This window comes from Agitococcus lubricus (assembly GCF_003051055.1).
GTDB lineage: Bacteria > Pseudomonadota > Gammaproteobacteria > Pseudomonadales > Moraxellaceae > Agitococcus > Agitococcus lubricus.
Genome location: NZ_QAON01000029.1, coordinates 1 through 12926, shown reverse-complemented (window position 1 = coordinate 12926; position 12926 = coordinate 1). Strand labels below are relative to the sequence as shown.

Annotated in this window: 9 protein-coding genes; all 9 read left to right on the top strand. The window is 39.2% G+C overall.

The genetic code is table 11. From position 1 onward, the window contains the following. Positions 1-84 precede the first annotated feature (84 nt). Positions 85-369 carry a hypothetical protein gene (locus C8N29_RS15670; RefSeq protein WP_107867011.1) on the top strand — a complete coding sequence of 95 codons (285 nt, stop codon included), beginning with the start codon at positions 85-87 and terminating at the stop codon, positions 367-369. Between the two features lie 400 nt (positions 370-769). Next, a complete protein-coding gene (locus C8N29_RS15665; RefSeq protein ID WP_107867010.1) occupies positions 770-2083 on the top strand; it encodes a replication initiation protein in 1314 nt (437 codons plus the stop codon). 102 nt (positions 2084-2185) lie between these two features. Further along, positions 2186-2827 (top strand): ParA family partition ATPase, encoded by a 642-nt coding sequence (gene parA, locus C8N29_RS15660; protein ID WP_107867009.1) that lies wholly within the window; start codon positions 2186-2188, stop codon positions 2825-2827. A 26-nt stretch (positions 2828-2853) separates the two neighbouring features. Next, complete coding sequence (locus C8N29_RS15655) at positions 2854-3093, top strand: hypothetical protein (protein ID WP_107867008.1); 240 nt, start codon at positions 2854-2856, stop codon at positions 3091-3093. Positions 3094-3256: 163 nt separating this feature from the next. Further along, positions 3257-5680 (top strand): class I SAM-dependent DNA methyltransferase, encoded by a 2424-nt coding sequence (locus C8N29_RS15650; RefSeq protein ID WP_107867012.1) that lies wholly within the window; start codon positions 3257-3259, stop codon positions 5678-5680. Further along, entirely contained in the window at positions 5677-6840 is a 1164-nt protein-coding gene (locus C8N29_RS15645) for a restriction endonuclease subunit S (RefSeq protein WP_107867007.1), read from the top strand. The genes C8N29_RS15650 and C8N29_RS15645 overlap by 4 nt, the downstream gene beginning before the upstream one ends. Next, entirely contained in the window at positions 6840-7925 is a 1086-nt protein-coding gene (locus C8N29_RS15640) for a Fic family protein (RefSeq protein ID WP_107867006.1), read from the top strand. Before C8N29_RS15645 ends, C8N29_RS15640 begins: the two co-directional genes overlap by 1 nt. Before the next feature lie 380 nt (positions 7926-8305). Beyond that, positions 8306-11584 (top strand): type I restriction endonuclease subunit R, encoded by a 3279-nt coding sequence (locus C8N29_RS15635; RefSeq protein ID WP_107867005.1) that lies wholly within the window; start codon positions 8306-8308, stop codon positions 11582-11584. Positions 11585-11806: 222 nt separating this feature from the next. Continuing rightward, positions 11807-12709 (top strand): recombinase family protein, encoded by a 903-nt coding sequence (locus tag C8N29_RS15630; protein ID WP_107867004.1) that lies wholly within the window; start codon positions 11807-11809, stop codon positions 12707-12709. The last annotated feature ends 217 nt before the right edge of the window (positions 12710-12926 follow it).

Below are 12926 nucleotides of genomic sequence, written 5' to 3'. Positions count from 1 at the left end.
GGTGTTTTAAAGCAAAAACTCGGTCAGCGTTTACAAGCTCAAACTACTTCACCTAATTAACCTTAACCTACGCGGAGAATCATCATGTTACTTTGCAGAAATCCTTTATTTTCACTCGGTCAAACAGTCGCCACACCCAATGCCCTTGACCTGTTAGCTCAACATAACATCTCGTGCTTTAGCCTACTAGCTCGTCATCAATCAGGTGATTGGGGCAATGTGCCTGCCGAAGATGCCTTAAGCAATCAAGAAGCGATTGAACGTGGCTATCGTATTATGTCAGTTTACCCTTTGGAAACAAGAAACGTGTGGATTATTACTGAGGCTGATAGGTCGGTGACTACGGTGCTGTTGCCAGAGGAGTATTAATTCTTAAAATTAAAGATCTTTAATTTTAAAATTTTACTCCCTTTTACTACTACTTTTGTATTTATAGTAGTTTTAAATACTTTAGGGAGGGCTGTATCTATTGGTAATAAAGGGATACAGCCTTCTATCATCCAGAAAACCCCCCCACTATCATCCAGAAAACCCCCCCACCTGTTTCATGTATCATCCAGAAAACCCCCCCACCTGTTTTTTTTGCATGAAAAAAGGGTTTTTTATAATGTTTAAAGATAAATTATATATTAAAAACAATAATTTATATTCTATCATCCAGAAAACCCCCCCACCTGCTTTATGTTATCATGCAGAAATATTTTTTTTAAAACTGTATGATTGATGATATGATGTTTTTTTCAGCAGTTTTTATAGCAGTTTCAGAGTGATGACTAAAAATAATGATAGTAAAAGTGTGGTTCGCAAAGTAACTAAAAGACAAATTAAAACCCCACAAAGTTTGATCCATATCAAACACACAATTTCTTTGTTTCAGTACAAACTTTGGATTTTGTTATTACAAGAATTTAAACGTCAATTTGATCTTAACGAGCCTACTGATGACAGAGGCTTTCGTTATGTATCGATGAGTTACATCGAGCAACATATTGGTTATGCGCCTAGTAGACAAGATATCATTGACGACTTACGTGCATTGCGCAAAGAAGAGATTTGTTTTAACTATTTTGAAAAAGATGGTAATAAAACTCAATACTTTTCAGGGTTTATATCTGAAATGAAAGTAACACGTTTGACGATTGGATTTAAATTTCCCAGTGTTATTGATGATGTTATGCTCGGCTTAGATGATGCTAAAGCCATTTTTCAAATGCTGAATTGGGATGTTTTTAATCATTTTTCGGGTAAATATGAAGCCATTATTTATAAGCTGTGTAAAGACTATTTGGGCGTAGGTCGTACGCCATATATGACAGTCGATGAATTTAGAGAGTACATGGGGATTAAGCCTACGGAATACGCTGAATTTATGAAATTAAACGAATGGGTTATCAGAAAGCCAACAAAATCTATCAATACAAGTGATATTTCAGATATTACCGTTGAGCCAATATACAGCCGAAATGGTCGAAAAGTTATAGGGCTTCACTTTCTGGTGACTCCTAAGCATCAAACCTCTTTCCCTTTTATTGAGTCACAAACAAATCCTGCGTTTGCTCATGCAAAAGTAACGATTGCATTATCAGATCAAGAAACTTATTTGGCTTTATTTTCTTCGGAGCAAATTAGCCTTTCGATTGACAGGGCAAATCAGTATTGTGATGAACTAAAGAAAAAAGAAAAAACAATCAATTATGGAGCTATTTATAAAACTGCAATCACCGAAAATTGGGGGCAACAAATTATTGAACAACGATCAATACATACCAGTGAACAGTTAGATGTATCTAATGACACATTAAAAAATTTGGCTTCACAACCACAAAATACCAAAAAAAGTGATGAGAGTGACTGGTCAATAATACATCAAAAGTTCTTAATGCGTTTTACAGCACTTCCTGAAGACGAGCAACATGAACTGATTCAAGGTTGTATCAAAGCCCAAAAAGACGTATTTAAAGGCGTGATGCGCAAAAACTATGAAGCCTTAGATTTAAAAATTTTAGAAAAACCATCATTTACAACATTATTGTGGCCATATTTAGCAGAATTATGGCAAGAACCTATTACGAAAATCTTATAACATACAACTTGTTATTTTATATAAATCCTATATATTTGTTGCAAACAACATTTAAACAAATGTTGTTTGCAACAAATGTTTTTAAATATAGATGAAAAACTTATGTACACGATTGCATTTCTTTCGCAAAAAGGTGGAGCAGGAAAAACAACCTTAGCAACGTGCGTTGCGCGCCAACTGCAACTAGAAGGTGAAGATGTCATCTTAGTTGACTCAGACCCACAAGGAAGTGCCAGAGACTGGCGTGCCGCATCTGAAAAGGACTCTGTTGTGGTAGTTGGTGTTGATCGCCCGACTCTCGACAAAGATATTAAAACGCTTTCCAATAACGGCAAACGCTGGGTAGTCGTTGATGGTGCGCCACGATCTGAGCAAATGACCGTTTCTACCATTAAAGCAGCCGATATAGTACTTATTCCTGTTCAGCCCTCACCTTATGACGTTTGGGCTGCCGAAGACCTAGTCTCAATTATTCGTGCACGTCAAGAAGTCACAGACGGTAAACCTAAAGCTGCCTTTTTAATTTCTAGAGCCATTAAACGTACAGAGCTTAGTAAAGAAGTTGTAGGTGCTTTAGAGGATTTTGAGCTGCCTGTTTTTGTGTCAAAAACAACACAACTCGTCACCTATCCTAAGTCGGCAAGTATTGGTTCAACGCCCATGGATACTGAGCCAGACGGTAATGCTGCTAAAGAGATTCGTGCAATTGTGGCTGAGTTACGGCAGATGTTACAACAAAAATAGAAATGTTGTTTTGTTGAAAGCAACAAATGTTTAATTTATTGGTGGTTTTATTTATGGCTCTTGGAAGAAAAAAAACAGGTACAAATAATCCTCTTTTGGCTGAGGTAGTCACTGAGGCGCAAAAAGAAAACTTAATACCTTTGCATGTGCAAATACCTGCAAGCCTTCATCAGCAAACTAAAATGTTCGCAGTGCAGTCTGGCCAATCGGTTAAAGACATAGTCATTGCAGCGTTGGAGTATCATTTAGAGCAGCGATCTAAATAATCTTTACCTTTCTCAAAAACGCATCTGTGATACAGACAGGTGCGTATTTTTAAATTGACCTAATTTGATATAAACAATTAAATCAATGTTGAAATGTTGAAATGTTGAAATGTTGAAATGTTGAAATGTTGAAATGTTGAAATGTTGAAATGTTGGAGTGATTTTGGATATTAAGCAACTAGAAAAAGACCTTTGGGAATCTGCTGATGATTTGCGTGCTAACTCAAAGCTCACAGCAACAGAATATGCACAGCCTGTATTGGGACTTATTTTTTTGTCTCATGCCTCGTCGCGTTTGCACAAGCTAATCCAGCGTATTGAACAAGAAGACCCAACCGCGCAAAAAATGGCACTCATGGTAAAAACCGTGCCTAGCTTTCCTCAACAAACCTATGAGACCTATATTAAAACTGCGCTTCAAGGGTTAAATGCACTGTATTTAGAACCAGAGCAGCGATTTAGTGCGGTTGCTCAATTGGCAGGTGATCAATCTTTAGGGGCTTATTTAGACGCGATTATGCGTGAGATAGAAACCAAGTATCCTATTTTGACCGATGCCTTACCTAAAACCTATAGCCGTTTTGAGCCTGACTTGCTGCAACGATTAGTGCGCGTTTTTAATCGCCCAGCATTAACAGAGGCTTCGGGGGATGTGTTTGGCAAAATTTACGAATACTTCCTTAATAAATTTGCCATGTCTGGTGCACAAGAGGGCGGGGAGTTTTTTACACCGCCTTCGTTGGTTAAAACTATTGTTAATTTTATCGAACCCGACCACGGCGTTATTTTTGACCCTGCATGTGGTTCGGCAGGTATGTTTATTCAAACTACCCATTTTTTAGAAGACCATCATCTTAGCAACACCAAAATCCGTTTTGCTGGGCAAGAAAAATCAGAAAACAATAAACATCTTGCTGTGATGAATATGGTGGTGCATGGTTTAGATGCAACAGGCATTAAGCAAGGCAATACCTTTTATGAGCGGCGCGAAGAATTAGTAGGCCAATGTGATTTTGTTATGGCCAATCCGCCTTTTAATGTTGACGCGGTAGATGCTACTCGTTGTCAAGTTGATGTGGTCAGTTTGCCAACGCCCAGTAAAGAGCAGCCCAATATTCCAACACCTACCGCGTTGGACTATATGCAAGCCGCAGTCACCGAAAAAAAACGCTTACCCTTTGGCTTATGCGGAGTGACTAAACGCAAAAGTACTGCGAATGAACGTACCGATGGTGGTGCAGATAAAAATGATGTTGTTTCTAATGCCAACAGTTTATGGATTCAATATTTTTATAGTTACCTTAATGCAACGGGGCGTGCAGGTTTTGTTATGGCCTCGAGTGCCTCCGATGCAGGTGGCCGAGATAGAGAGATTCGTCAACAATTAGTAGAAACTGGCCATGTGGATGTGATGGTCTCTATTGGCCCTAAGTTTTTTTATACCCGTAGTTTGCCATGTACGTTGTGGTTTTTTGATAAGGGCAAGCCTGCTCATCGTTTAGACCAAGTGCTAATGCTAGATGCACGTTCGGTTTATACGGTGGTATCGGCTAAGTCCCATGTGTTTAGTGATGCTCAGTTGGCGGCTTTAACCGCGATTGTCTGGTTAAATCGTGGTGAACACGACAAGTATAATCAATTATTAGCCAGTTACTTAAACGAGATTGCCACTCAGTTAAACGCTTTGCCCAATTTAGCGATGAGCAGTAGTGATGCTTGCCGCAGTTTGGCCACATTGCTTAACCATTTTACTAGCCTTGCCAGTTTGGACGAGCTTAACAAATACAAAGCCAAAAAAGATAAAGATGGTAACGACATACCCGCGCCCGTTGCGATTACTCAAACGCAATGGCAAGACTACCAACAGCGAGTGCAAACGGCATTTGCAGTATTAGGTAAAGCCGATAATCAAGCGACTAACACACACGGTCAATTAGCGTTAATTACCCCCGAAACAAGGCTGCCAGAATCTTTTGAACCGCTATACACTCCTTTAGTAACAGCCGCTCAGCAAATTAGCTTTAACGCTACAGATAACATTACCCATCCTCAATTGGTGAGTGCATTTACCTGCATTTTAGCCGAGCGAGACGCAATACAAGCCATGCGTGAGGCGATTATTCAACGTCATCAAGGCTGGTTGGCATTGGTGGACGAGGCCGAGGCGTTACGAGCAACTCAGTCTAAGCATTGGGATAAAGCGGCAATAAAAGCGGCGCGTTTGGCGTTGTTGCCGAGTGCGGTTGATGCGCGAGAGGAAGAGCGGACGATTCACGATGGCTTGTTGGCTTGTATTGATGAGGTATTGGCACGTTTGGCGGATATTGAGTGGTTGCATAGCCGTTTTGCTGAGGGTGTGTATGCCGATGTTTTGGGATTGTGTAAGTTGGTTAGCCGTGCCGAGATTGCGGCGAATGATTATTCATTAACGGCAGGGCGTTATGTGGGGGTGGTTGAGGCAGAGGATGATTTGAATGATTTTGCCCAAAGGATGCGGGAGATTCATGTTGAGTTGGTGGAGTTAGATAAAAAGGCGGCAACGTTAGGACAAGCCATTGAGGTGAGTTTTAAGGAGTTGTTGGGATGAAGTTTAATCAAATGATTCTTGATGATATTTTAACTTTCAAGAGAGGTCATGATTTACCACACTCTCAAAGAGTGATGGGGGAAATACCTGTTGTTTCATCTTCAGGTATCACGGGCTTTCATAATGAATATATTTGCGATGGAGAGGGAGTTATAACAGGCCGATATGGAACTTTAGGTGAAATTCATTATGTTAATGGAAAATATTGGCCGCTCAATACAACTTTATATGTTACTGATTTTAAGTCAAATTTCCCAAAGTTTATCTATTTTTTTCTTAAAACTATTGATTTTGAAGGTGCTAACTCTGCTGGTGCAGTCCCCGGAATTAATAGAAATAATCTAAAAAATATTGTTGTTAAAATTCCCGATTTAGAAACACAAAAAAAAATCGCTTCAATCCTCTCCAACTATGACGACCTCATCCAAACCAATCAACAACGTATTGCTTTATTAGAAGAAGCGGCACAACGCTTGTATGACGAATGGTTTGTTAAGTTACGTTTTCCTAACCATGAGCAAGTGCCTGTGGTGGATGGTGTGCCTGAAGGGTGGGAGAGAGTTACTTTTGCTGATATTTGTGAGTCTGTGGGTGGAGGTACACCTTCAACTAAAGTAAATGAATATTGGGATAATGGCGATGTTTCTTGGGTGACACCAACGGATATTACAAGACTATCGAGCCTTATTTTATTAGATACAGAAAAGAAAATTACTCAAAAAGGACTAAAAGATTCTTCAGCAAAAATGTTACCTGCTAATACTATTTTGATGACAAGTCGTGCCAGTATTGGCTATTTTGGCTTGATAGACCGTCCAGTTTGTACAAATCAGGGCTTTATTTCTATTATTCCTAATAATGATATCGATAGGATGTTTATTTTATTCAATCTCAAAAGTAGGCTAGAAGAAATAGACGGTTTGGCGACAGGGTCAACATTTAAAGAGCTGTCCAGAAGAGTCTTTAGAGCAATGAGTATTACATTGCCAACTAGAGAGCTAAGACAATTTTTTAGTGATTTCGTTTTACCTTTATTTGAGCAGATGCGTACTATAACTCAGCAAAACCAAAAACTCGCCCAAGCCCGTGATGCCCTGTTACCGCGTTTAATGTCTGGCAAAATGGATGTGTCTGGTTTAAGCCTAAAGGAAATTGCCTAATGACAACACTTATCATGTTGCCGCATTTGGGCGATATAGAAAGCAAAGCCGTTCTTAAAAAAACCGCAAAAGCCCATCAAGCCCTTGCCGAATTAAAAGGCGTAGTGGGTAGTATTCCTAATCAAGCCATTTTGCTTAACACACTCTCATTACAAGAAGCTAAAGACAGCTCGGCTATCGAAAACATTATTACCACCCATGACGACCTTTACCAAAGCGATAGTCTGGCACGACAATTTATTAGCCTTGCCGCAAAAGAAGTGCATAACTATGCAACCGCCTTACGCCGTGGCTTTGAACAAGTACAACAAACGGGCTTACTGACCGAACGGCATATTTTAGACATTCAACAGTGCATCGAAGAAAACGATGCAGGCTATCGCACCCAAGCAGGCACAGTTCTTAAAAATCAACAAACGGGCGAAGTGGTGTATGAACCCCCACAACATCCCGACGACATTGTTAATTACATGCGTAACCTAGAGCAGTTTATTAACGATGACCAGCTTTGTGATTGGGACGACTTGGTTAAAATGGCGGTGATTCATCATCAGTTTGAAAGTATTCATCCCTTTTATGATGGAAACGGACGAACAGGCCGTATTATCAATATCTTGTTTTTGGTTAAGCAAAATTTGCTCGGTTTGCCCGTGTTGTATTTGTCTCGTTATATCAATCAACACAAATCGAGCTATTACAGTCTGTTGCAAACCACACGCAACACCAACGATTGGGAAGCTTGGCTGTTATTTATGCTAGAAGCGGTTGAACAAACTTCACAGCAAACCACCGTCTTGATTAAACAAATTAGAGATTTAATGCAACATCACAAAATCGCCCTGCGTGACAAATTACCCAAAATTTACAGCCAAGACTTAATTAACAATATGTTTTGTCATCCATATACCAAAATTGATTTTGTCGCTAATGAATTACAAGTCAGTCGTCAAACCGCCGCACGCTATTTAGATGAGATAGTGTCTATTGGCTTGTTGTCTAAGCATAAAATGGGTAAAGACAACTATTATTTAAACGACGACTTGTTTTTGCTGTTATCTGCCGTTGGTCAAAAAAATCTAGCTTAGCATTGCACAAAAAGTAAACATGTTAAGAAAACAGCCATTTCTTTAACATGAGTTGTAGAACATGTTAAGAAAACCGCACTTTTCTTAACACGTTATTTTTCAAAGAACATAATATTTGTCAACAAATCAACAAATCAACAAATCAACAAATCAACAAATCAACAAATCAACAAATCAACAAATCAACAAATCAACAAATCAACAAATCAACAAATCAACAAATCAACAAATCAACAAATCAACAAAAATATATTTCAACATAAAAACAAATCAATACTTGTTGAAAACTTTTTTAATATAAAAATATAGCCAAAGTCTCTTATTCAATGGCAAACTCTAGCTACTGTAAATAGTCTTAAATCATAGGAAATAAAGTAAAAATGGCTCGTAAAGACTGGACAGAAAACGCACTTGTACAACAGCCAGCTATTGAGCAATTGATGGGTATGGGTTGGCAATATACCCATGCCTTTGATACCGAATTTAAAAACGGTACTAGCACATTAGGGCGCAAAAGTACCCATGATGTTGTATTGATTAATGACTTGCGGCCAGCACTTAAACGCATCAATCCAACAGCTCCCGATGTAGTGATTGAAGAAGCGATTGTGCGTATTCAACAGCGCGGCTTAAATGTGAATTTGGCGGAGGAAAACGAACGCCGATATACTAAATTTGTGGTACAAACTGCCGATACACTTAAAGTAACAGGCACAAATACACAAGGCAAACAACAAGAATATATTATTCAACTGATTGATTTTAATAATGCTAGTAATAACACTTACCGTATTGTTGATGAAATGTGGGTGTCTAATAGCATTAACGAGCGCAAACGCCCCGACTTATTAGCATTTATTAACGGCCTACCTTTTGTTTTTTTTGAATTTAAAAATACTCACATTAGCAAAGACTACGCCTATAAAGGCAACCTAAACGATTACAAAGATAAAATTCCCCATTTGTTTGATTACAATGCGCTGGTTGTTATTTCTAATATGGTAGAAGCTACTTATGGTTCTATTACCGCACCACTTGAGCAATTTAAGCAATGGAAGCGTAATGACGAAAACGACCCAGAACCACCGACTCAAGCAAACCAACAACCCTATTTATTAGCAGGCATAATGCAGCCTAAAACCCTGCTCGACCTGATAGAAAACTTTATTTTATTTGAGCGTCCACCTACAGGCGGTCTTCATAAAATTGTGGCGCGTAACCATCAATATCTTGGCGTAAATCGAGTAATTGCACGTTTACTGAGTACAGACGCAAACATTAAAGCTGAAGTAAATGCAGGTAAACTGGGCGTTTTTTGGCATACCCAAGGTTCGGGCAAATCGTATTCAATGGTATTTTTAACCGAAAAAATCCGCCGCAAAATTTCGGAAAAATACAGCTTTGTGCTGGTAACGGATAGAATAGAACTAGATGACCAAATCAGCGAAACCTATGTCAACTGTGGTAAAGCACAAACAGACAATGACCGAATGGTGAGCGGAAAACAACTCAAGCAAAAACTGATTAATGGAAATCAACCGTACTTATTTACCATGGTACATAAGTACAATCAAATCGTCAGTGAGCCATATTCGACACGAGACGATATTATTGTTATCTCTGACGAAGCCCATCGTAGCCAATATGGCGACTTAGCAAATAACATGCGTTCGGCATTACCCAACGCTAAGTTTTTGGGTTTTACTGGCACACCTTTAATGAACTCCCCCGAAGACCAAACCACCAAAGAATGGTTTGGCGATTATGTCTCGGTGTATAACTTTCAACGTGCTGTAGCTGATGGTGCAACTGTACCCTTGGTTTACGAAAATCACGGCGCAACTTTACATTTAGATGCAGACGAAAAACTTAATCAACGCATTATTGACCGCATCGAACAGGCGCGCAAATCGGGCAAGTCTGAAGAATCTATCGAAAAATTAGTCAAAGCGGCTCAGTCAGATTATCACTTTTTAACTGCACCTAAGCGACTTGCTGTATTAGCAGAGGATATTGTTCATCACTACAAAGACCGTTGGCAAGCGGTAGAGGGTAATAATAGTAAAGCAATGTTGGTTTGCTTAGACCGTCCAACGTGTTTAAAAATGTATGCCTTGATTACAGAACAATGGCAAGCCTTAATTAAGGCAGAGCAGGCTAAATTTGATGAAGAGTCCGAAGGAATGCCAAAAGATGATCCACATCTTGTTACTTTGGCAAGTCATTTAGCATGGATGAAAGCGACAGAGTTTGCTGTTGTAATTAGTGGCGAACAAAACGAAATTGAAGAAATTAAGAAGCATAAAGACCACAAAGGCCAAGCATTAGATATTAGTCCTCATCGGGAAAAAATGCAGACGCGTAAACTGGATAAAGAGTTTAAGGATGCCAATAATCCATTCCGTTTTGTAATTGTGTGTGCTATGTGGTTAACAGGGTTTGATGTTAAATCATTAGCGACTTTATATTTAGATAAGCCAATGCAAGGGCATACCTTAATGCAAGCCATTGCTCGGGCTAATCGTGTCGGAGGTGGTAAAAAACACGGCCTCATTGTTGACTATAACGGTATGTTACAAAGTTTACGTCAAGCGTTGTCGGTATTTGCAGTAGGGCAAACGGGCGATACACAGACGGCTGTTGACCCTTTGCTTGATAAAGACGTGCCATTTAATGAATATCAAGCTGCACTAAATGACATCATGTCTTATGCCAAAGAGTTTACAGCACCTTTAGATAATTTGGTAAATACTACTCATGGCGCAGAGCGGGCGCAACTATTGCGCGATTGTCAAAATGCGTTATCAGCAAGCAAAGAGAGTCGGGCTGAATTTATGGCGCGTTTTAGAGATGTAGAACAGCGTTACAATAATCTATTGCCAAGTACAGACGTTATTCCATCCAAACCTTATTTGGATGCTTTGCGTGCGATTTATCGACAATTTTCGGTAAATAAGCCAACTGATGATATTTCTGCTGAATTAGAAAGTATTCAAAATTTAGTCAACAAACATTTGACCGTTGAAGCTAAGACACAGGAAGAAGCAGCAAAATCGTATAACTTAACACAAATAGATTTTGCTCGTTTACAGTTAGAGTTTGCTAAAACTACCCATAAACAAACTGTTATGTTGGAGTTGCAAGATCGTATTGAGCGCACGTTACAACGATTGATGGCACAAAATGATAAACGTTATGAGTTTATGGCGCGTTATCAAACAATATTAGAACAGCTTAATAATGACTCATCGAACGTAAACATCCAAAAAATCTTTGAAGAGCTAATAAAAGTATATGGAGAGCTATCACAAGAAGAGGTGCGTTATATTAAGGAAGGACTAAACAATGACTATGAGCTAGCGTTATTTGATAAATTAGACAAGCCAAAGCTGAATAAATCCGAGAGGGAGCTAATTAAAAAATTTGCTCAAGATTTGCTAACAAAAATTCGTGCAGAAGTTGCCAAGTTTCAAGATTGGCAAGAGCAAGAAAGTGCCAAGGCCAGTATTAAAAATATTATTTTTGGTGAGGTTTATACATCCACCTTGTTAGTACCCGAATTTTTTCCATTTGATAGCCGTGACATCTATGTTGATGAAATTTTTCAATATGTGATTGGTCATCAATTACCCATTACAGGCAATATGATTAGTATGTGAAGAATTCGAATTTTACTGACTAACCAAAATCAAACTTCTTTTTTAATCACACGAAAATTGCATTATTAAAAGTTCGATAAAAGGAACGTTTTATTGAACTTTATTGGTTTAGACTGAATCTGAGCATAATCCTTGAATTTAACCCTGTTATAGTCTTAAATACTTGTCTAGTTAATCAAAGTTTAATTTATCTAATACTCATTGAGTAAACAGGACTATTTCATGAAAATAGGCTATGCCCGTGTCAGTACCCGTGAACAAAACCCCTCCTTGCAAATAGATGCCCTTAAACAAGCAGGCTGTGAGCGTATTTTTCAAGATGTGGCGAGTGGGGCTAAAAGTAGTCGTCCTGAGTTAGACAAATTATTAGCAGAGGCTCGGACAGGTGACACCATCATCATTTGGAAGCTGGATCGTTTAGGACGTTCACTTCGTCATTTAGTTGAACTGGTCGAAACCCTGTCTGCTCAAAAAATTGGTCTTAAAAGTTTAAATGACCCTGTGGATACTACACATGCGCAAGGCCGACTGATTTTTAATCTATTTGCCTCATTAGCAGAGTTTGAGCGTGATTTAATCCGAGAACGTACCAATGCAGGTTTGTCGGCTGCCAGAGCGCGTGGCAGGGTAGGGGGACGACCCAAAGGTTTAGATGCACAAGCGGAAGCAACGGCGATGGCTGCGGAAATCTTGTATCGAGAAGGGCGGTTGAGTGTCAATGCGATTGCCGATAAATTACATATTTCTAAAAGTACCTTATACAGTTATTTGCGACATCGTGGTGTCGAAATAGGGGCTTATCAAAAAGCGGTGACAACTACGAGGGAGAATCCATCAGTAGAGCAAGTAGCTGAGATTACGCTGCGCTTGACTATTGAAAATAACAGTCAGTTTGTACGCGGTAAAAAACGAGCGAGGGAAAATATAGAGCGTTATTGTTTAGATAAATACCATGCAACACGGCTATCGTCTGGTGATTATAGCTTACGCATCAATTATAAAACCCGTGAAAATTTAGATGGATTAATGGCTGATTTATTGCGTGATATGAGTCATGAGGCAGAGATGCGTCATTGTTATATTGAAGCGGAGGCATGGGAGCAGGGGACTGAATATCGGTGGTAAGTTATAGGGGGTGTATGTTCATTTATTTTATTGGGGTCGTCTCAGGAAACGGAATTTAAAGCACGTTAAGGATTTCTCAGTGGCCGTAGCGGTCTAAATTTCCCTGCACCCAGCTTCGTACGAGGGTTTATAAGCCCAAACCGCCGAAAATTCTGATTTCCTAAAACATAGCCTCAATAGATTGTTTTTAGCCTAAAACCACACTTGAAACAAGTAC

Excerpts from the sequence above, each read along its gene's own strand:
- C8N29_RS15670 (WP_107867011.1), top strand. The coding sequence starts at position 85 with ATGTTACTTTGCAGAAATCCTTTATTTTCACTCGGTCAAACAGTCGCC.
- C8N29_RS15665 (WP_107867010.1), top strand. The coding sequence starts at position 770 with ATGACTAAAAATAATGATAGTAAAAGTGTGGTTCGCAAAGTAACTAAA.
- parA (WP_107867009.1), top strand. The coding sequence starts at position 2,186 with ATGTACACGATTGCATTTCTTTCGCAAAAAGGTGGAGCAGGAAAAACA.
- C8N29_RS15655 (WP_107867008.1), top strand. The coding sequence starts at position 2,854 with ATGTTTAATTTATTGGTGGTTTTATTTATGGCTCTTGGAAGAAAAAAA.
- C8N29_RS15645 (WP_107867007.1), top strand. The coding sequence starts at position 5,677 with ATGAAGTTTAATCAAATGATTCTTGATGATATTTTAACTTTCAAGAGA.
- C8N29_RS15640 (WP_107867006.1), top strand. The coding sequence starts at position 6,840 with ATGACAACACTTATCATGTTGCCGCATTTGGGCGATATAGAAAGCAAA.
- C8N29_RS15635 (WP_107867005.1), top strand. The coding sequence starts at position 8,306 with ATGGCTCGTAAAGACTGGACAGAAAACGCACTTGTACAACAGCCAGCT.
- C8N29_RS15630 (WP_107867004.1), top strand. The coding sequence starts at position 11,807 with ATGAAAATAGGCTATGCCCGTGTCAGTACCCGTGAACAAAACCCCTCC.